The organism is Gilliamella sp. B2717, assembly GCF_026536675.1.
GTDB classification, from domain to species: Bacteria; Pseudomonadota; Gammaproteobacteria; order Enterobacterales; family Orbaceae; genus Gilliamella; species Gilliamella apicola_I.
Window position 1 is genome coordinate 280 of record NZ_JAFNNQ010000009.1, and the last position, 20,320, is coordinate 20,599.

At 37.9% G+C, this 20,320-nt stretch carries 15 protein-coding genes and 1 CRISPR repeat array; of the genes, 5 read left to right on the top strand and 10 right to left on the bottom strand.

Annotation, left to right across the window (positions count from 1 at the left end):
* The first annotated feature begins 33 nt into the window (after window positions 1-33).
* A CRISPR array of direct repeats spans window positions 34-1,286; the repeat unit is 29 nt; unit sequence GTGTTCCCTATACACATAGGGATAAACCG.
* A 176-nt stretch (window positions 1,287-1,462) separates the two neighbouring features.
* On the bottom strand, window positions 1,463-3,778 hold the full coding sequence (locus J3U35_RS02130) for a zinc/cadmium/mercury/lead-transporting ATPase (protein WP_267359232.1): 2,316 nt from the start codon (window positions 3,776-3,778) through the stop codon (window positions 1,463-1,465).
* 212 nt (window positions 3,779-3,990) lie between these two features.
* Here J3U35_RS02130 and J3U35_RS02135 point away from each other — a divergent pair, with 212 nt between their 5' ends.
* Entirely contained in the window at window positions 3,991-5,196 is a 1,206-nt protein-coding gene (locus J3U35_RS02135; protein WP_267359234.1) for an MFS transporter, read from the top strand.
* 47 nt (window positions 5,197-5,243) lie between these two features.
* Here J3U35_RS02135 and surE read toward each other — a convergent pair whose 3' ends face one another.
* Together surE and J3U35_RS02145 are read right to left on the bottom strand one after the other, a co-directional pair.
* Entirely contained in the window at window positions 5,244-6,026 is a 783-nt protein-coding gene (gene surE, locus J3U35_RS02140; RefSeq protein ID WP_267359236.1) for a 5'/3'-nucleotidase SurE, read from the bottom strand.
* 21 nt (window positions 6,027-6,047) lie between these two features.
* Window positions 6,048-6,902 (bottom strand): neutral zinc metallopeptidase, encoded by an 855-nt coding sequence (locus J3U35_RS02145; RefSeq protein WP_267359238.1) that lies wholly within the window; start codon window positions 6,900-6,902, stop codon window positions 6,048-6,050.
* A 428-nt stretch (window positions 6,903-7,330) separates the two neighbouring features.
* On the opposite strand from J3U35_RS02145, the gene proP reads away from it, so the two are divergent.
* Window positions 7,331-8,824 carry a glycine betaine/L-proline transporter ProP gene (gene proP / locus J3U35_RS02150; RefSeq protein ID WP_267359240.1) on the top strand — a complete coding sequence of 498 codons (1,494 nt, stop codon included), beginning with the start codon at window positions 7,331-7,333 and terminating at the stop codon, window positions 8,822-8,824.
* A gap of 351 nt (window positions 8,825-9,175) precedes the next feature.
* On the opposite strand, the gene J3U35_RS02155 is transcribed toward proP, so the two are convergent.
* The 6 genes from J3U35_RS02155 to J3U35_RS02180 all read right to left on the bottom strand — a co-directional run bounded on the left by J3U35_RS02155 (window position 9,176) and on the right by J3U35_RS02180 (window position 15,625).
* Window positions 9,176-10,291: an ABC transporter permease gene (locus J3U35_RS02155; RefSeq protein WP_267359241.1), complete on the bottom strand. Its 1,116-nt coding sequence runs from the start codon at window positions 10,289-10,291 to the stop codon at window positions 9,176-9,178.
* 17 nt (window positions 10,292-10,308) lie between these two features.
* Complete coding sequence (locus J3U35_RS02160) at window positions 10,309-11,427, bottom strand: ABC transporter permease (RefSeq protein ID WP_267359242.1); 1,119 nt, start codon at window positions 11,425-11,427, stop codon at window positions 10,309-10,311.
* Window positions 11,424-13,160 (bottom strand): ATP-binding cassette domain-containing protein, encoded by a 1,737-nt coding sequence (locus J3U35_RS02165; protein WP_267359243.1) that lies wholly within the window; start codon window positions 13,158-13,160, stop codon window positions 11,424-11,426. Before J3U35_RS02165 ends, J3U35_RS02160 begins: the two co-directional genes overlap by 4 nt.
* 5 nt (window positions 13,161-13,165) lie before the next feature.
* On the bottom strand, window positions 13,166-14,155 hold the full coding sequence (gene hlyD / locus J3U35_RS02170; RefSeq protein WP_267359244.1) for a secretion protein HlyD: 990 nt from the start codon (window positions 14,153-14,155) through the stop codon (window positions 13,166-13,168).
* Window positions 14,156-14,163: 8 nt separating this feature from the next.
* Window positions 14,164-14,667, bottom strand: a complete 504-nt coding sequence (locus J3U35_RS02175) for a MarR family winged helix-turn-helix transcriptional regulator (RefSeq protein WP_267359245.1) — start codon at window positions 14,665-14,667, stop codon at window positions 14,164-14,166.
* A gap of 73 nt (window positions 14,668-14,740) precedes the next feature.
* Window positions 14,741-15,625, bottom strand: coding sequence for a helix-turn-helix domain-containing protein (locus J3U35_RS02180; RefSeq protein WP_267359247.1), 885 nt, complete (start codon window positions 15,623-15,625; stop codon window positions 14,741-14,743).
* 279 nt (window positions 15,626-15,904) lie between these two features.
* Here J3U35_RS02180 and fsa point away from each other — a divergent pair, with 279 nt between their 5' ends.
* The 3 genes from fsa (at window position 15,905) to J3U35_RS02195 (ending at window position 18,098) form a co-directional block, all read left to right on the top strand.
* Window positions 15,905-16,567, top strand: a complete 663-nt coding sequence (gene fsa / locus J3U35_RS02185; RefSeq protein ID WP_267359249.1) for a fructose-6-phosphate aldolase — start codon at window positions 15,905-15,907, stop codon at window positions 16,565-16,567.
* A gap of 145 nt (window positions 16,568-16,712) precedes the next feature.
* Window positions 16,713-17,501 (top strand): siderophore-interacting protein, encoded by a 789-nt coding sequence (locus tag J3U35_RS02190; RefSeq protein ID WP_267359251.1) that lies wholly within the window; start codon window positions 16,713-16,715, stop codon window positions 17,499-17,501.
* A 15-nt stretch (window positions 17,502-17,516) separates the two neighbouring features.
* On the top strand, window positions 17,517-18,098 hold the full coding sequence (locus J3U35_RS02195) for an ACP phosphodiesterase (protein WP_267359253.1): 582 nt from the start codon (window positions 17,517-17,519) through the stop codon (window positions 18,096-18,098).
* A gap of 106 nt (window positions 18,099-18,204) precedes the next feature.
* Here the strand turns inward: J3U35_RS02195 and J3U35_RS02200 are convergent, their stop codons facing one another.
* Window positions 18,205-20,286 carry a 3-hydroxybutyrate oligomer hydrolase family protein gene (locus J3U35_RS02200; RefSeq protein WP_267359255.1) on the bottom strand — a complete coding sequence of 694 codons (2,082 nt, stop codon included), beginning with the start codon at window positions 20,284-20,286 and terminating at the stop codon, window positions 18,205-18,207.
* Window positions 20,287-20,320: the final 34 nt, after the last annotated feature.

Genomic DNA, 20,320 nt, shown 5'->3' on the forward strand with positions numbered 1-20,320 from the left:
TACAACATTAGTATTTCGAGACAGCTTAATAAAGTGTTCCCTATACACATAGGGATAAACCGCAACCTACCACCCACCAAAAGGGTAAACAAATGTGTTCCCTATACACATAGGGATAAACCGGACATTAGAGCTATTTACGCGCGAATTGTTTATGTGTTCCCTATACACATAGGGATAAACCGTCGAAAAACCACCCTCAACATATTTAATTGTAGTGTTCCCTATACACATAGGGATAAACCGCGTATCATCATGGCTTATAACGCAAAAACGATCGTGTTCCCTATACACATAGGGATAAACCGGAAACATGGTTAATTTAATTATTATAATAAGGGTGTTCCCTATACACATAGGGATAAACCGTGAAATGTTTATTAAAAACTAAACTTTTTTATGTGTTCCCTATACACATAGGGATAAACCGGTGGCGTTGGTAAAACGTCCAGCGTCGTTCATGTGTTCCCTATACACATAGGGATAAACCGAATGCCGTTAACTGTATTTTTGGCGATAAAACGTGTTCCCTATACACATAGGGATAAACCGGAGGGTATTCAAAGATACACGGGCGATTTATGCGTGTTCCCTATACACATAGGGATAAACCGAGAGGAAATCGCGTTCACGCTGGGTGACGGCGGTGTTCCCTATACACATAGGGATAAACCGCTGCGTACGTATTAGCGGGTTTGCAGCGTGCAGTGTTCCCTATACACATAGGGATAAACCGGGTGTAGTCTGATTTTTAGCTCCAGCAAATTTGTGTTCCCTATACACATAGGGATAAACCGATCACTCGGCTATACGAGGCGGTAATTAATAAAGTGTTCCCTATACACATAGGGATAAACCGGTAATTATACAACCTGACTAGGCATTCGAGCTGTGTTCCCTATACACATAGGGATAAACCGGGGATAAAGGAGATAGGGGTGATCGTGGTGAAGTGTTCCCTATACACATAGGGATAAACCGAGTTAGCTATTGAAAATACGGTAAAAGATTTAGTGTTCCCTATACACATAGGGATAAACCGTATTAGCCGAATTGCTCGGACAATTTTGACATGTGTTCCCTATACACATAGGGATAAACCGTCGATATCGACGATCTGAAAGAATCGAATAGCGTGTTCCCTATACACATAGGGATAAACCGGACATAGCAGAGGCATACAAAGTTGATTTAACGTGTTCCCTATACACATAGGGATAAACCGTAGTATCAGTATTTTTAATGCCCTTTCCTGAAGTGTTCCCTATACACATAGGGATAAACTGTTCGCATGCGAACAAATATGAATAATCGATAAGGTTTCTTTTATTCTTAATAGCGCCAAGCAGGCATTTTGTAAAATCCCTGCTTGGTGGGTGTTGATAGATGTCATACCGTTTTTAAAAAGTCTAAAAACTCATTTTTTGACAATGGCGTTTCTGCAACTTGTCATTTATAATCCTTATTTTTTAAGTTTAAGCAATCTTAATGCATTGGCTGTGACAATCGCTGTTGTTCCCGAATCAGCTAATACAGCAAGCCAAAGTCCTGTAATACCAAATAGGCTGGTAATTAAAAATATCAACTTAATGCCTAAAGCAATTGTAATATTCTGTTTGATATTACGGTTAGCAAAGCGCGTTAAACGTATCAATTTTGGTAAACTCAATAAACTATTTTTGGTTAAAGCCGCATCGGCTGTTTCGAGTGCGACATCTGTTCCGCTACCCATTGCAATACCTACAGTAGCGGCTTTCATGGCAGGGGAGTCATTAATACCATCGCCAACCATGGCAATAGCGGTTGTGGTGCTTATTTTTTCAATTTCATTTAATTTATCGGCCGGTAAAAGTTCCGCTCGGTAATCAATATTGAGTTGTTGGGCAATAGCTTTGGCTGCTCGTTCATTATCACCTGTTAACATCAAGGTTTTTAAGCCTAATTGATGAAGTTGATTAAGTGCACTGACCGCATCTTGGCGAAGTACATCTTGCAAAGCAATGATACCCAATAATTTTTGATGAGATACTACAACGACAACCGTTTTTCCTTCAGTTTCAAGCTGTTGTATAAGCTGTGCATCTTCTTGGGGTAATTGGGTTGATAGGGTGTCGAGTCTATTCGGAGCTACAACGTAAAAAGTCTCTTGATTGATATCTCCTTGAATACCGACCCCAGCAATCGCTTTACGATTATTGGCTTCAGTAAAAACAATCTTATTTTGTTTAGCATAGTCAAGGATAGCTTTGGCCAACGGATGATGTGATCCACTTTCCACCGCAGCAACAACAGTTAACAAGTGTTCGGTTGTGATATCACGATTAATAACATCGGTAACTTGAGGTTTGCCTTCGGTCAGGGTTCCGGTTTTATCAAAAGCAATCATTTTGATTGAACCTATATGTTCTAGGGCTGCACCGCCTTTAATTAAAACACCATATTTAGCCGCACTCGATAACGCAGAAGTAATAACAGCCGGTGTTGAAATAACTAACGCACATGGGCAACCTATTAATAGTAACGTTAATCCACGATAAATCCATGTGTACCAATCAGTTTGAATCAATAGAGGCGGAATAACCATTACTAATAGCGATAATAGGGCAATAGCAGGGGTATAATAGCGACTAAATCGATCAATAAATCGCTCTATCGGTGCTTTGCGTTCTTCAGCATCTTCAATAAGTTGTAAAATACGGTCAACAGCGTTTTGTCCTGTTTCTGAGACAACTTTTAATTGAATGGTGTTATCTACCACTAGTGAGCCAGCTAAAATTTTATCACCATATAAATAATTGACTGGAATCGATTCCCCTGTTAGTGCGCTTTCATCAATGCTGGCTTGCTCACTGATTAAGATCACATCTGCCGGTAATCGACCGCCTGATGATATTTCGATAATATCGTCCGGTTTAAGACTGTGACTTGCCACCGTTTTTCGATTTCCGTCAACAACAATCACGGTTTCTTCTGGCATTAATTCAACCAGTGAGGAAATACCTTTTTTAGCTTTATTGCTGGCAATCCCTTCAAGCATTTCGCCAATCATAAACAAAAAAATCACCATGGTGGCTTCTTCTGCGGCACCGATAAATAGCGCACCAATTGCTGAAATACTCATTAGCGTTTCAATGGCAAAAGGAGTGCCGCTACGGGTTAATGTGATGGCTTCTTTGGCTATTGGAATGATGCCAATAATAGCCGTAACAATGAAGGCATACTTACCTATATCATGATTGATTAACAGGATGATATAACTTATTACAATTAAGATACCCAGCGTCACTAAAGGCAGTAGCGCTTTTTTATCCAAACTGTGTGAATGCTCATGATGATGATTTGGCGAAGATTCAAAAATAGGGGTATAACCTAATTCAACCACTTTATCTTCAATGAGTTTGATAATTTCTTTATTTTTGTTGGGCACAAATACCATGAGTTTTCCAGTTGAAAACGTCATTTTTATTTGATTGATATCGGGTAACGTTTTGATTCCATTTTCAATTTTTTGGGCGCAATGCGCACAATCCATGCCTTGAATTTTCCATGTTAATTTGACAGTTGGGCTTTGCTGGTCAGGTTCATCGGGTGGAGGATCAAGATCATTGGTTTGCGTTTGAATATGATCATGATTTTCACGCCCCAGATTGGATTGATGGTTTTTATTAATATTACGGGCATGAAGTGAATTATGTGCATGATTATGTGTGATGTTTTGGCAGCTATCATGGCAGTGATGATCAGCGTGCTGATGAGTGGATTTGTTATTATATAACATAACGTTACCTCGGCTAGTTGATGATTTTTATTGTACGCTTGTATCATTAAAAATAAATCATTTTTTTTAATGATATTTGTCAAGGTTTGGTTTGTATTAATTAAAAAGGATTGAAAACAAGTCATGCGGGATTAAACCCGAATGCTTAACATGTTTTTTGTTATGCTTATTTTCAGTATATAATTATTTCATTCTATATACAGGAAATCACTATGCCGAGTACTTCATCTTTTCGACAATTAAAAGGGGTAATTTTTACTGCTTTTCTTGTTACTACTTTCATTATCGGAATCGCAGGCGCTTTACAATCTCCGACATTAAGTCGTTTTTTAACTGATGAAGTCAATGTTGATCCCATTCTTGTCGGTCTTTTTTATTCAGTCAACGCGATTGCCAGTATAGTGGGGAGTTTTTTATTGGCGAAATATTCGGATAAAAAAGGGGACAGACGACTCATTGTCATATTCTGTTGTTTAATGGGGGTTTTCAATAGTCTGGTTTTTGCCTTTTCTCGGCATTATGTCTTTTTGATTACGTTGGGCGTGTTATTTGCGGCATTATCCTCAGCGGCAATGCCACAAATTTTTGCGTTAGCACGTGAGTATGCGGTTAAAACGGGTCGTAATGTTGTGGCATTTAACTCACTTATTCGAGCTCAACTTTCCTTGGCTTGGGTTATTGGTCCACCTTTGTCATTTGCGTTAGCGATCAATTATGGTTTTACTACCATGTATCTAAGTGCAATGGGGATGTTTTTTGTTGCGATGATCTTTGTCGCCATTTTTTTGCCTTCAGTCGAAAAAAATCCGGCTACACAGCAAACTCAAGCTATGAATCAGCAGGAGATAAATCAACCGTTATTCCAAAATAAAAATGTGGTTTTTTTATTTTTATCAACCGTATTTATGTGGACAGCGAATATGATGTATATCATCGATATGCCATTATATATAAAATCGAGTTTACATCTGTCGGATTCCTTGCCGGGTCAGTTAATGGGGCTTGCTGCAGGAATCGAAATTCCGGTTATGCTAATTGCCGGTTTTTTAGTACCTTATTTAGGAAAACGTAATCTATTTTTTATTGCAATTGGCTGTGGTGTTCTGTTTTATATTGGCATCATCCTGTTCAAAAATGAAGTAGCACTATTTTCATTGCAAATTTTTAATGCACTTTTCATCGGTATTGTGGCGAATATTGGAATTATCTATTTCCAAGATCTTCTTCCTACCCGAATGGGCGTTGCTTCAACGCTTTTTAATAATGGTATAACGTGTAGCGTTATCATTGCCGGTCTGATTCAAGGTTTCGTCTCTAAAGCATTTGGACATGAAATGATATATTGGATCGCTTTAATTATGGTGGCGGTTTCTTTCCTGTTTTGTGCTTTTGTTAACGAATCAAAATCAAACACTTAATAGCTTTTGTACGTCTTTCGATATAGGAAAGACGTACGCGTTAAGCATTAGTCAAGATTAAACGCATTTTGCAATGTGTTGAGACTAGGATAATGTGTTCTTTCATAACTCATAGGCGTGATTGCAACGTAGCCACTGTTTGCTATATCCAGTTCTTTGTCTTCATGGCAAGCGGTTTGATTTCGTTTAGCTCTGAACCAAAAATAGTCATGTCCTTCTGGATCTTTAGTCGGGGTGAGTATCAGTTCGCTTACATCCGGTTCCCCTTGTTTGGTGAGTTTATATCCTTTTATTTGATCAGCATTACAATCTGGAAAATTGACATTAAAACAGATGTTTTTAGGCATTGATAACCCATGCAATTTTCGAATGACGTTTTCAGCATGGTGAATGGCACAATGCCAATTTGTCGGTTGATTATCTTCACTGCTCACTTGGTTTAATGCCATTGCCGGTACGCCAAGGGTCATCGCCATCATTGCCGCCCCAACGGTACCCGATAAAATCGTTTCAAAGCCAACATTAGACCCATTATTAATACCGGATAAGACTAAATCAGGTAATTGGTCTGTCATTAGATGTTTCAATGCAAATAACATGCAATCTGCTGGCGTACCATAAACGGCGTATTCGGTATGAGAACGTTTAGAGACTCTGAATGGGGCTTTTAAACTGACGGAACAAGACACGCCACTTTGATCTATAATTGGCGCTACTACCCAAACTTCATGAGCCAGTTTTTCCGCCACTTTTTTTAATATTTTGATACCTTGGGCATCGATGCCGTCATCATTCACTAATAAAATACGATTCACTAATTTGACATCCATTTTGTTTCCTTATGTTGTTCGTTACTCAGTAAAAGTGTCACATTGTTCAATTGAACCACTATCAAACCCTTTTTTAAACCAAGCGTAACGTTGTTTCGACGTGCCATGTGTAAAACTATCGGGTACTACATAGCCATCACGTTGTCGTTGTAGGCGATCATCACCAATGGCTTCGGTTGTGTTCAGTGCTTGCTCGATATCACCAACTTCAAGTAAGTTCTGTTTTTGAACTGCATTTCCCCATAACCCTGCATAGCAATCGGCTTGCAATTCTAATCTTACTGATAATTGATTATCGCTAACATCGGAATATTGTTTAAATTGTTTTAGTTGATTAAATGTGCCGAGTAGATTTTGCACATGGTGACCGATTTCATGGGCAATGACATAACCTTGCGCAAAATCACCGCCACCGCCTAGTCGCTGTTTCATCTCTTGATAGAAAGAAGTGTCCAGATAAACCGTTTTATCAATACTGCAATAAAACGGCCCCATAAAGGTTTGACCAGTACCGCAAGAGGTTTGTGTTGAACCTGTATAAAGAACTAATTTGGGTGGGATATAAGTTTTGCCGAGACGTTTAAATTCCTGGCTCCAGTAATCTTCGGTGCTGGCTAAAATGACCGACGTAAATTTCGCTGCTTGCGGATCATCAATCGCATACTCAGTGCTGTTTTGTGGAGTGCTGTTAAGATCAATAACATCAGAATTGAGTAAACCCGTTAAATCAACGCCATAATAGCCGGCGATTAAAACAACAATGAATAGAACAACTCTACCTTTACCACCAATAGAAATTCGCGTTCCTAGTTCACTTCCTGATTGTGAGCGGCGATCTTCAATATTATCACTCTCTCTTTGGTCTCTCCAGCGCATAGGAATTACCTCATCAGTTTTAGTAACGTCATTTTAAAGGATTATTTCATGGGATACTAGGTAAAGTTAAATTTGTTACAGGTGAACGATTTAGAAAAGGGTAGAACAGCTATTTTAAAAAAATTTAACCAGAATTGTGTCGAATATATTGACGTGAAACTTTCAACTATCAGATTGGTTGTAATTTTACAACCTGATCTTATGTTGCTATAATTAAAGCCTATTTTTTGTCAAACTAAACGTAATTATCAAACTTAATTGATTGATAGTAATAACGATAAATCGTTTAATTCTTTTTCTGTTCCTTGTATATCTTCAAAATTTAAGTAATCAATAAACCATTTGTTGTCACTAAAGCACTATAGCAAGTCTTTATCAAAATTGTATTCAACTTATTCCATAATTTGCATGAAAATAGGCGGTTTTTTATGAAGAAGGCAAAAAAGTCAATTACAAAACCTTTGAATATTAATGATATTACCATTATTGATGATAGTAAGCTTAAAAAAGCCATTACGGCTGCTGCACTCGGTAATGCGATGGAGTGGTTTGATTTTGGTGTTTATGGTTTCTTAGCCTATATATTAGGGCAGGTGTTCTTTTCAAATGCATCGCCCAGTGTTCAAGTTGTCGCTGCGTTAGCCACTTTTTCAGTCCCTTTTTTAGTGCGTCCATTGGGCGGAGTGGTGTTTGGGTTATTAGGTGACAAATTAGGACGGCAAAAGGTGCTGTCTATGACAATTGTGATTATGTCGTTAAGTACCTTTTGTATTGGCTTAATTCCTTCTTATGCAACTATTGGGATTACCGCACCAATCTTATTGTTACTGGCAAAATTAGCACAAGGATTTTCAATTGGTGGTGAATATTCTGGAGCGGCAACCTTTGTGGCTGAATATTCGCCTGATCGTAAACGAGGATTTATGGGGAGTTGGCTGGATTTTGGGTCAATTGCAGGCTTTTTAATTGGTGCAGGATTGGTTGTCATTTTATCTACTTTATTAGGTGATGCCAAATTTCGAGATTGGGGGTGGCGTATCCCGTTCTTCTTTGCTTTACCTTTAGGGGTAATTGGTCTGTATTTACGTCATGCGCTCGAGGAAACGCCCACTTTTCAGCAACAATCTGAGTCTAATGAACAACGGTCTGAAAAACCATCTAAAATTACGTTAAAACAGATTTTAACCCAATATTGGAAGAGTTTTATGGTCTGCGTGGGCTTAGTGATCGTGACCAATGTTACCTATTATATGTTGCTGACGTATATGCCAAGTTATTTATCTCACGATTTAAATTATCATTCCGATCATGGTGTATTGCTGATTATTGCAATTATGATTGGTATGCTATTTGTTCAACCTATGATTGGCTTAATAAGCGATAAAATTGGGCGAAAACCCTTTATTATCGGCGGTAGTGTGGGGTTACTTATTCTTGCTTATCCGGCCTTTATGATGATTAATAGTGATAATATTGGTTTAATCTTTTTGGGATTACTAATACTTGCCATACTACTTAATTGCTTTACAGGTGTGATGGCATCTATTTTACCGGCTATTTTTCCTACCAATATCCGGTTTAGTGCGTTAGCTATCGCTTTTAATATCTCGGTATTAATTGCCGGGGCAACCCCAACAGTGGCAGCTTGGCTTGTCGAAGAAACCAATAACTTATATATGCCTGCATACTATTTGATGGTTGTGGCAATGGTTGGGTTAGTCACTGGTTTAAAAATGCGAGAAACCGCAAATCAACCATTAAGAGGCGCCACACCCGCCGCTTCAAATCGTCGCGAAGCAAAAGAAATTTTATCGGATCATTTTGATTCAATTGAACAAAAAGTTGAAGATATTGATGAACAAATCGAGAATCTGCAAGAACAGCGTCAAGATTTAGTCGATCAACATCCTAAACTAGATTAACGACGATAAACATCGGGACGTCGAACAGACTTTTTGAATAAGTGATTTTGCTGATATTGAACATGCTCAAATCAAGAGGGGATAATATAATCTTCTCTTGATTCTCTCATCCCTCCAAAAAATTGAAAATTGTTGTGTGACGGTTTTACAAGTGATAATTGTCAAAGTCCCATTGCCAAGTATTGTAAGTGTTTATTTGGTTTGGGTTTGGTGGATACTTGCCGATTTTGGTCGTTCAATTCTCTTACTGAAAGTTTATTAAATAGGAATTGTCATGATTGGATTGTAATCCTAAAACAGTTAACAGAATTTGATTTAAACCTATAAAGTTAGGTGAGGCTCTCTTTAAATTCACATATACTTTTTAAATAAATAATAAGCCATACCTCCTAATAGTATGGTGATTGCATAGAGCTTCCATAGACTTTGCCAGATGATTGAGAAATCGACATTTTTTAAATAAATCTGTTTAGTCAATTCGATAAAGTGACGCACCGGATTGATTTCAGTTAAATACTGTAAACAGAGTGGCATGTTTTCGATTGGCGCAATAAAGCCAGATAGTAAAATAGCTGGCACCATAAAGGTAATAATGCCGATAAAGGCTTGTTGTTGAGTTGAGCAAAGTGCTGATATAAATAATCCAAATCCCACTAAAGAGAGTCCGTAACTCATCATACAGACATAGTACCAAATAAACGATCCTTGAAACGGGATTTGATATATAAAAATACTGGCAATAAGTACTATTGTTCCTTGTAATGTTGCCACAATGATTGCCGGTATCGCTTTACCAACAAAAATTTGCCATGTCATTAAAGGTGAAATACGTAGTTGGTCAAGCGTGCCTTGTTCACGTTCTCTCGCTACTGATAACGAGGTTACGATCATAACGCCAATGGTGGTAATAAGTGCAACCAGCGAAGGTAAGATAAAATGTTTATAGTCTAAATTACTGTTATAACGGTGACGAACGATTAATCCTCCCTTATCTTGATTCATATTTTGTTGCTGATATTGCATAATAATTTGTTGAATATAGTTAGCGGCAATTTGGGCACTATTTGATTTACGACCGTCTAAAATTATTTGAATTTGTGGCGATTGTCCATTCAGTAACTTGCGAGAGAAGTCAGCAGGAAATTGTACAACCACCAAGGCTTTTTGATGATTAATCGTGTCAGTAATGGCTTGCTGTGAATCTAATATCAATACGTTTGAAAAACTGCTGGCATGGGCTATACGATGGATTAACTCCGTTGTTGGTTCATCAATCGTGGGGCGATAAACGGCAATGGTCGCATTATTGACATTCAAGGTTGCAGCAAAGGGGAAAATAAAAATTTGTAGCAATACTGGCACGATTAAGATAATGCGTGTCTGTTTGTCTTGCCAAAGTAGGGCTAACTCCTTTTTAATTAGAGTTAATGTGCGGTAAAAGGCGATAGTGTTGAAAAATTTTAACATAGTATTATTCCTTTACCTTAATCTAATTGCATTCGAGTTTTTTTGAAAATCACCACAAATAACAGCAATAAACACATCAGTAAAAAGCCTGCATTAATTAGCATGACTGAAAAAATATCGCCCGCTAAAAAGAGGGTTTGTAGAATATTGACGTAGTAACGTGCAGGAATGATATAGGTAACTAGTTGAATGATAGCGGGCATACTATTGATTTCAAATACAAAACCTGACAGCATAACCGCAGGTAAATAGGCCGCGTTTAACGCTATCATTGCGGCATTAAATTGATTCCGCGTAAGGGTGGATATTAATAAACCAAGTTGCAAAATCACCAATAAAAATAGACTGCTGAGTAGTAATAATAGCGTAAAAGATCCACGAAAAGGGACATGCATAATGCCTACAGTGACAATAAAACAGATAATTAAGGCTATTAAACCGATTAAGTAATAGGGAATCAATTTAGATAATAAGAACTCCAACTTGGTCATCGGGGTAGAGAGCAATGCTTCCATTGTGCCACGTTCCCATTCTCGAGCAACGACTAACGACGTCAATATCGAGCCAATTATCGTCATAATAATGGTTATTGCACCAGGCAAAATAAAATTTTTGCTGATTGCTGCGGAGTTAAACCAAACGTGTGAAGTCATGTCAATCATTGGTTGACTACTTATTAATTGCTGTTGACTGCGTTGCTGTAACCAGATTTGCCACACACCGGTTAAATAGCCTTGTACAAAATTAGCGGTATTCGGTTCACTTCCGTCGGTAATTAACTGAATGGCTGCTTGCCTATTTTGCACTTGTTGAGCAAAATTAACTGGAATGATAAGCATACCTCGAATTTCGCCAGCATTTAATTTTGCCGATAATGCTGAACGATTATCCAGATATATGGGTTCAATATAGGGGGAACCATTTAACACTTGGACAAAATCATGGGCAGGTTGACTTTTTTGTTCAACTAATACCCCAACACGGATTTTATTGGAATCTAAACTGATACCATAGCCAAATAAGAAGAGTAATATTAATGGAATAATAATTGACATGATCCAACTGCTCGGGTCACGGATAATCTGTTTCATCTCTTTTTTACACAATGTTAATGTTCGAGAGAGTGAAAATATCATGTTGTTGCCCTTGAGTTAGCGTCGTTCACCAATTTAATAAAGGCTTGCTCCATGGTGGCGTTGCATGCGACCGATTGCTTAAGTTGGTTGGGGGAGCCTAAAGCAATCAACTTACCACCATTAATTAATGCAATGCGATCACAATATTCGGCCTCGTCCATAAAGTGAGTGGTGACCATGACCGTACCCCCTTTTTCGACTAAACTGTTGATATGGATCCAGAACTCACGACGAGTGATAGGATCGACGCCAGATGTCGGTTCATCAAGAAATACAATATCGGGTTTATGCATCAACGCACAGGCTAAAGCTAATCGCTGTTTGAATCCTAAGGGGAGTGATTCTGGTGTTTTGTCTAAAATCGGCTCAAAATTAAATGCGGTTATCATTTCATTCATGCGCAGTGTTTGTTCACTGCCCATTAAGCCGTAGATGCCTGAAAAGAAGCTTAAATTTTGGCGTACAGTTAATCTGTCATATAAAGAAAAACGTTGTGCCATATAGCCAATGCGTTCACGTACTTTAGTTGCACTTTTTTTGAGATCAAATCCCAATACTAACGCTTGCCCATCACTAATCGGTAATAAACCACACATCATTTTGAATGTTGTCGATTTACCTGCGCCATTGGGCCCTAATAAACCAAATATTTCACCACGCTTTATGGCAAAATTAACATGATCCGTTGCAATAAAATGACCAAAAGTTCGGGTAAGATCTTTTGCTTCTATGACAATATCGTTTGGCAGACCGGCAACCTGTGGCATAATTTTAGTTAATATTGATTCTTTTTGAGTTATTCCGCCTAATCGGTCAATAAACGCATCTTCAAACCGTCCTAAGGTAGGTTGATAAGTGATGTTAGTTGTCCCAAGTTTTGCTATGACTTGTTCAATGGCGTGATTCGGCTTGAGTATTAAGCGAATACGGTCACCTTCAATCACGCCGTCACTGACTTCAGGGAGTTTTAAGGCCGTTTGTAATAACCGACGATGTGAAATTGGCGAAGCGAGCAGGTAAACCCGATCTTTGACACGTTCAGTTAAACATGAGGGTTGACCTTGAAAGAGTAATTCACCTTGATTCATCAGTAAAATTGTTTCACATTGCTCGGCTTCATCAAGATAAGAGGTGCTCCAGATAATTAACATCCCTTCTTTGGCTAGTTGATGAACCATGTGCCAAAGTTCTTGGCGTGAAATAGGATCCACGCCAACACCAGGCTCATCAAGTAATAATATTTGTGGATCGCCAAGCAAAGTACATGCTAACCCCAATTTTTGCTTCATTCCCCCCGATAACTTGCCCGCCAAACGTTGGGTAAATTTAGTTAAATTGGTGAATTTCAGGAGTTTGGCAAAAATTTGTTGACGTTCTTCTTGTTTGATATGTCGCAGATCAGCAAATAAATTAAGGTTTTCAATAACCGTCAAATCCTCGTAAAGACCAAACTTTTGAGGCATATAGCCTAAAATTGCGCGCAATTGATCCCGATCTTCAGTCGGATTATATTGCGCAACATTAATTTGACCTGCACTTGGCGAAAGCAAGCCTGCCAGCATACGCAATAGTGTTGTTTTCCCTGCACCGTCAGGGCCAACCAATCCTGTCACACCCTGTGCAAAAATTGTTGTCGATAAAGGTTTTAGTGCGACAGTGACTTGCTGATTTTTTTGCTTAAACACTTTGGTCACATGAGTGAGTTTGATTTGCTGGCGATTTTGTTTAGTCATATCGATTATTCTGCAAATTTAATCGTTACCGGCATGCCTTGGCGCAACATATCATCCGCTTGACCGTCACCAGTTTGACGTATTTGAATACGTAAGCGGTAAACTAAATCTGTACGTAATACAGGGGTTTCGACGGTTTTAGGTGTAAATTCGGCCGTAGGCGATACAAAACCAATCTGTCCAATATAAGGTTTATCTGGCTGTGAATCGGTATAAATATAGACAGTTCTACCCGGAATGGCTTGATGTAAATTGACCTCGTCAATATAAGCACGTACCCAGACAGGTCTATCTAGTGATATAGCATAAATCGGGGTTCCTGCGGTTAACATTGTGCCTGATTCTACTGCTCGAGTTAAAATGGTGCCGTCGGTTGGTGCATAAAGTTCGGTATCCGATAAGTTAAGTTCCGCTTGGTCTAACTCGGCTTTAGCCGCTTGCACAGTGGCTTGTGCAGCTTCAATTTCTTCTTTTCGGTAACCATTAGTAAGTTGATCAAGTTTTTGCTTTGCTGTTTGTAAATTAGCGTTAGCTTGATTACGTAAGGTTAAACTGTTTTCAAGTTGATCTTTAGAAATGGATGATGATTTCATCAATTTGACCATGCGCTGATAGTTATTCTCAGCATAATCATAACTCGCTTGATACTGTAAAACTTGTGCTGCTGCTTGGGCAACTTCTTCTTTACGATATCCGGTTATCATTAAATCAAGTTGCGCCTGCTTTACCATTAAATTTGCTTTCGCTCTATTTAAAGCGATTTGATAAGGTTTTGCATCCAGTTTAGCTAATAGATCACCTTGTTTAATCGAATCTCCTTCTTCGTGATTTAATTGTATTAAGCGTCCTGATACACGAAAGCTACTGTTTACCGTTCGGATATCCACATTACCATATAAAATCAGCGATGAAGGACTTTTATACATGAACCAAATCGCCCAAATTACTGCAATAATAATTAATATTAATAGGGCGATAAGCCCTTTTTGTTTCATGGATATTCTCATTTAGTTGACTCGGCAAGATGTTTTAAAAGTTTAGATAAGATTGTGCGTAACTGTTGACGTTCTTCTTGAGTAATAACTTGCCAAGCTTGAACCACTTTTTTTTCCATGGGTGGTAGTTCATGTTGAAAAAAATGGATGCCTTTTTTGGTTAAAATTAAGCAATGTGAGCGGCGGTCATGCGGATCAGCTTGGCGGGCGACTAAGTCATTTCCCACCAGTGTATCAACAAAACGGGTAATTTGTACGCGAGTAAAATTGGTTAATTCGCTGATTTGCGATGGTTTTACCCCTTCAGGGTGAAAGGCGTTAATCACTAATAAAACCGCAAATAATTTATCATCTAATTCATAATGTCGGTAGGTTTGATTCAAATTTTCTAATAGTGCTTCGGTACTAAATTGCAATAAGCGACTTAAAAAAATCTCGTCATAGTTTGAAGAGAGTCCACGAGCTTTAAATTTTTCAATCAGTTTTTCAACGGTTGCTATCGGGATTGCCATCACATCACCTTATTTAGATAATTTCATTTGAAACTATATCAAATGAAATTACTTTTCACAACCATTAATTTAGTTAACTAGGTTTGTTGTTATCCGTCATCGGTATTAATTGACTATGATATTGGCGACGGTATTCGGTCGGGGTACGTTCAGTTTTTTTTCTGAAGATTCGACAAAAATAGTGACTATCTTTAAAACCTGAAGCCAAGGCAATATCTTTGATATTTAAATCATAGTCTCTAAGGCGAGTTTTTGCATATTCCAGACGTACATGGGTAAGATATTCATTCAAACCTATTTTACCTTCTCGCTGGAATAGGTGAGATAGATAATTGGGTGAAATATAGAACATTTTAGCGAGAAAATCTCGGGTAATATCGTCACGAAAATGGCTATCAATATATTGCCGAATTGCCTCAAATAAGCTAGCTGTTTTGGTTGAGGTTTTGACATCAACATTCAGTAAGTCGAAGGTATGACTTAATAAGCTTTGAATAAGATGATAAGCGGTAGGAGCACGCTCGCAAGGCTGATGCTGCCAAGTTAGTTCAGCTAGCGCTTGAATGATAAACGCCCCAATACGTGCTCCTCGCCTAGGTACATTAATTTGATCATAAGATGTCAGTGCTTGACCGTCCCACTGGTTGATAGTAATGCTAATTTGTTGTTTATCATACAGGATGCTTAATGTGGTGAAGGGGGTTGTATAAGCGGGCTTGCTCCAACTTTGTGCTGTGATATATAAAAGATCGCTAGGAAATAACGTTTTTTCAATAATGTTTCCCTGATAGTCTGCCCATTGTATGGATTGTTTTCCCTCTATCATGATTTCTATTCTGGGTAAACTGACTTGATCAGCAAGTAATGGTGCTGATTGAGCATAATTAGTAAAATATATCTGATTCGTTTGTTGATGATTAAGGCATTTTGCTAACACTTCATTGATCGTTATCGCCATATCGCTATCTTCATAAAATAATATCGTAGATAAATCTAGTTTTGCATCGTAACCATGATTATATACTGCCAAATAGTATTTTAAAGTATCAAGTAAATCATTAATTTTATCAATAGGTTATTCTTAAAATGTTTTTAGTGTGATCTCAATCACATTTTCTTATCAAGCGTACAAATATCCAGTAAATCGCAGGATTGTCATCTAGGCTATCGGTTACAGATTGCTTAGTATGGTACCAATACAGTGATTAATAATTTGAACATTCAGCAGGAGTTAACCATGGAATTATATTTAGATACCGCCGATATTGAAGCCATTAAACGTCTAGCCCCCATTTTACCGATTAAAGGCGTCACAACCAATCCAAGCATTGTGGCAAAATCCGGTCAATCACTCTTTACCTTATTATCGACACTGCATGATTTATTAGGCGCCGATAAATTACTGTTTGCACAGGTACTTTCAAGCGATGCATCATCCATGATAAAAGAGGCAGAACAACTCAGAAGAGTCGTACCCAATATTGTCACTAAGATTCCTGTTAATGCAGAAGGACTGAAAGCGATTAGAGCTTTAACACAACAAGGAATTCCTACTTTAGGCACTGCTGTTTATGGCGCAGGGCAGGGATTATTAGGTGCGCTAGCCGGGGCTAAATATATTGCGCCTTATGTCAATCGAATTGATGCCCAAGGCGGCAACAGTAAAGATACCGTGCAAGAATTACAAAAACTGTTAGCGTTACATTGTCCTCAAACCATGGTGTTGGCGGCAAGTTTTCGCACACCTAGGCAAGCATTAGATTGTCTGTTAGCCGGATGTCAATCTATTACCTTACCGGTGGATGTAGCTGAACTATTTATCTCCGATCCAGCTGTAGATGCAGCGATAGTAAAATTTGAACAAGATTGGCGTAATGCGTTTGGTTCACTGACTTATTAATTTAAACTGTCATCATCTGTTATCACATTCCGCCTAATTGTGTGGAGTGTGTTTGTCTGTGTTTCTGAGCAATAATTGAAAAGATAGCCTAAAAATTTAAGTTTTGTTGTATGATAGTTAAAAATGAAATATTAGGTTAGCCATAATGACAGGAAAAAAACAAACATCTATTGTTAACGCACTTTTAACGGTATTGAGAATTGAAAGGTTATCGCATAGTTTTATTCGAATTAACTTTAGTTGTGATAAACAGCTGACGGTTAATCCTTTATGGATTTGTCCTCATTTAAAATTATTGTTTGCTGATCCTTCAACGGGAACGATAATTTTTCCTCAATTAGACGACAATAATAAAATACTGATAAATGACAAAATTCGTCAATTGGCTCGCAGTTACAGTATTCGTCACTATGATGAAACGATACACCAATTAACGATTGATTTTGCCATTCATCAAGAGGGATTAGCTTCGGTTTGGGCTCAGCAGGCTAAAGTCAATGATCAGATAGGTTTAGTCGGCACAGCGGCAAAACTTATGTTTAATCAGCAAAGTTTGGTGTTGATTGGTGATATAACAGCTGTGCCAGCTATTTGTTATACGCTTGAACACCTACCTAACAATGTTAATGTTCAAGCGTTTATCGAAGTTAATCACCCAACAGATATTATGGCTTTACCGAATAGTCTAAATACTCATGTTAACTGGATGATACAAGATGTTAATCAGCCAAATCAACTTGTTGAAACAATAAAAAAAGCGAATATTGTCCATAGTGATAATTTACTTATTTGGGGTGGAATGGAACGGGATTTAGCCCAGCAAATTCGACATACGCTTAAAGATAATTATCCTCATTTACCCCCCGATGCATTTCATATTATTAGTTATTGGCGACAAGGTTTTGCTGAAGGGGAGTTTAAACATCGTGAATAGTAACGTGTAATTAAGATGAACATTCTGGCTCATTTACATCTTGCCACTTTAGCTAATAGCTCCTTAATTGGCAATAGTGTGGCTGATTTTGTTAAAGGGGATCCTTATCTTGTTTATCCGCAAATGATAGCCGACGGTATCATGTTACATCGTAAAATTGATAGCATGGTCGACAGTTTGACTGAAGTGAAACAAGCCAAAACACGCTTTATCAAACCGCATCAACGTGTCGCACCGATTGCACTTGATATTGTATGGGATCATTTTTTATCTAAACATTGGACTGATTATGGCATGGGGCAATCAGTGTCTGAATTTGACCAATACACCAGACAACAAATTCAGCCTTTTATTCATCTCTATCCCGAACATTATCAGCATTTTATGCAGTCAATGTGGCAAGGCAAATGGTTAGAAAATTACGCAAATCTTGAATTTGTTGGAAAAGTGCTTAATGGTATGGCCACCCGACGACCAAAGCTATGGTTATTAAAAGAGACTATTTATGATATAAAGCAGCACTACAAAGAATTCGAAGCGCTGTTTTTTATTTTGTATCCTAAAATGTGTCGTTTAATAATAGCTGATCCTATTTAGTTATCATCACCGCTAGGACTACCTGTTATTAATGTAAAATTAGACTTAACAAATGTGAATTAATAACTTGGATGTGTCCTAAGCGGATTGCTAATTACCGTAGATACTAATTGGGTAATATAATTTTCCCGTTTTCAGTCGTGATTAAATCCTTTTGGTTTGGTGTTTGCGAAATAGGGACAAGCGTATTTTCGGTCAATTGTGGAGCAAAACCTATTTTACCACCTCTGGCTTTTGCACGAACAACTTGGCTTTCAGGTAAAGAGGCATGATTCGTTAAATGAAACCATAACCATTCCATGGCATCTTCCCCATAATAATCAATTGGTAAGAGCGAATTATCAAATGGATAAGTGCCATCCAAGTAGCTGGTGTTTTCAATCTCATAATAGCGCAGTTGCGAGGCGTTACCTTCTACTTGGCTATTTAATGCGACATAAGCACGTGCAGTATAATCAGGTAGCTGTTTAACGTTATGACGAGCATGAACGATAAGGGTTTTTGTGCCATGTAAATTTGCTGATGCACTCACTTGATTAATGCCAAATTTAACTCGAGGATGCGTTAATTTTTTATATAAACATATGGCGCCCTTAGCATTATAGTCAATGGCTTTTTTGTTATCTGAACCCGAAAAGAAATCGCTTCTTGGTGAATAGGCATCTTCATTATTAACCAGTGCTAAAGCCGTTGAATCATCCGTTAACCATATCGGTAAATGACCCGTTGCAAAAGACCATAGCTGTTGAAATGTCACTTCGTGTAAACTAGCAACTTTACCTTGATAATTTATCGGATTTTGTTGCGTACTTGCGACCGAGTAACCACACATTCTATCGGTGACATCAAAATGACCATAGGCACTGATATATTGATAAGGCAATCCAATTGTTTCTTTATAATAAAAATAAGGGAGTTGGATATCCATTGATGGCGTCCAACCATAGCTATGTAATTTTTCAAGTGCTTCTTCAGGGGTACCTTTTGTTAATAAGTTTTCTTTTTTTAGCGCATCACAACGGTTTTGCGAATAAAGGTATTTGTCGGCAAACGGAATAGTGATCGTTTTGTGCTTAGCTACAATAGCAGGTATAGCACAAGGAATATACAGGGACGCATAACTACTGTAATCAGCAATTGATTTATAATCGATTTTTTGAGGAGCACTTTTATTATATTGAATGGAAACGGTGCTATTTTCAACATTGGGTTGAATTTGTGGATTAACCGCAACGATACCTTTAATGACATTGTCAGTATCAAGTTCACCTGCTTTTAGTGCTGCACCGCCACCATCACTTGCACCATAAACTAAAACTATTGTGTTATCCTTATTAAAATGAAACTTAGAATCAGAAGGGAATTGTGTATTAAGGGCATAAAAAGCAAATTCAATGGATTTTAATACAAATTCGCCCCATCTTTCTTCAGAATTTAATCGTGAATGGAGTTGTTTTATTGCATAGCGATTTGGATATTTTTTAATAAATCTATCTCTATTGAAAATAGTGGGTTCGAATAATAAATTAGTAGATTGAGTATGCCCATTTATGGCATAACCACGCTTATGCTCAATATCATAAATACCATTGCCTAAACCTTTATCATTATAAACAACCGCACAATTGTGCCGAAGTCCCCATAAACCACGAATTTGCACATCTTTTGCATTATATAACCCGTCTGAATCCGTCGCAGGCACTGCAACAATACATGGTTTATTTTTATCAAAATCAAGCGGGATTTGCAGTAACATGCCCACCTTTTCTTGTTCTAATTTTAGTGTTGCTAAAATTTCAAATCCCGGAATTTTGCCATCAAAAAGGGGACTTAATTCCTGGCGTCTAAATCCAAATAAGGAGCCTTCACCATTATTGATATTGATAAAACGATTGAGTTTTGCTTGCCGTAGCTCTTGAATGGTTGGCTGAGTCGGATCACTGAAATGTGGGGTATAAATTGACGTGGATAAGGTAGTAAATCCTAAACCTGCCGTAACGAGGTCATCACTGTCACCATCGTAATAAACGGCTTCTTCGGTAAGTAGCCAGTCGGGAGCTGAGATTGAGTAATTTTGAGAAGAATCGGTCTGAATATCTTGTTGAGCGTGCAAGGAAATTGGAATAAGTGTGGAGCTAAAAAGTAATAATGATAATAATGTTTTAACGTGAAAGTTGTGCAATTGCATTTCAAATATTCCTTTTTGATAGTCAGACTGTTAA

Excerpts from the sequence above, each read along its gene's own strand:
- J3U35_RS02160 (WP_267359242.1), bottom strand. The coding sequence starts at position 11,427 with ATGATATTTTCACTCTCTCGAACATTAACATTGTGTAAAAAAGAGATG.
- J3U35_RS02180 (WP_267359247.1), bottom strand. The coding sequence starts at position 15,625 with ATGGCGATAACGATCAATGAAGTGTTAGCAAAATGCCTTAATCATCAA.
- surE (WP_267359236.1), bottom strand. The coding sequence starts at position 6,026 with ATGGATGTCAAATTAGTGAATCGTATTTTATTAGTGAATGATGACGGC.
- J3U35_RS02190 (WP_267359251.1), top strand. The coding sequence starts at position 16,713 with ATGACAGGAAAAAAACAAACATCTATTGTTAACGCACTTTTAACGGTA.
- J3U35_RS02145 (WP_267359238.1), bottom strand. The coding sequence starts at position 6,902 with ATGCGCTGGAGAGACCAAAGAGAGAGTGATAATATTGAAGATCGCCGC.
- hlyD (WP_267359244.1), bottom strand. The coding sequence starts at position 14,155 with ATGAAACAAAAAGGGCTTATCGCCCTATTAATATTAATTATTATTGCA.
- J3U35_RS02195 (WP_267359253.1), top strand. The coding sequence starts at position 17,517 with ATGAACATTCTGGCTCATTTACATCTTGCCACTTTAGCTAATAGCTCC.
- J3U35_RS02200 (WP_267359255.1), bottom strand. The coding sequence starts at position 20,286 with ATGCAATTGCACAACTTTCACGTTAAAACATTATTATCATTATTACTT.
- J3U35_RS02135 (WP_267359234.1), top strand. The coding sequence starts at position 3,991 with ATGCCGAGTACTTCATCTTTTCGACAATTAAAAGGGGTAATTTTTACT.
- proP (WP_267359240.1), top strand. The coding sequence starts at position 7,331 with ATGAAGAAGGCAAAAAAGTCAATTACAAAACCTTTGAATATTAATGAT.
- J3U35_RS02165 (WP_267359243.1), bottom strand. The coding sequence starts at position 13,160 with ATGACTAAACAAAATCGCCAGCAAATCAAACTCACTCATGTGACCAAA.
- J3U35_RS02175 (WP_267359245.1), bottom strand. The coding sequence starts at position 14,667 with ATGGCAATCCCGATAGCAACCGTTGAAAAACTGATTGAAAAATTTAAA.
- J3U35_RS02155 (WP_267359241.1), bottom strand. The coding sequence starts at position 10,291 with ATGTTAAAATTTTTCAACACTATCGCCTTTTACCGCACATTAACTCTA.
- J3U35_RS02130 (WP_267359232.1), bottom strand. The coding sequence starts at position 3,778 with ATGTTATATAATAACAAATCCACTCATCAGCACGCTGATCATCACTGC.
- fsa (WP_267359249.1), top strand. The coding sequence starts at position 15,905 with ATGGAATTATATTTAGATACCGCCGATATTGAAGCCATTAAACGTCTA.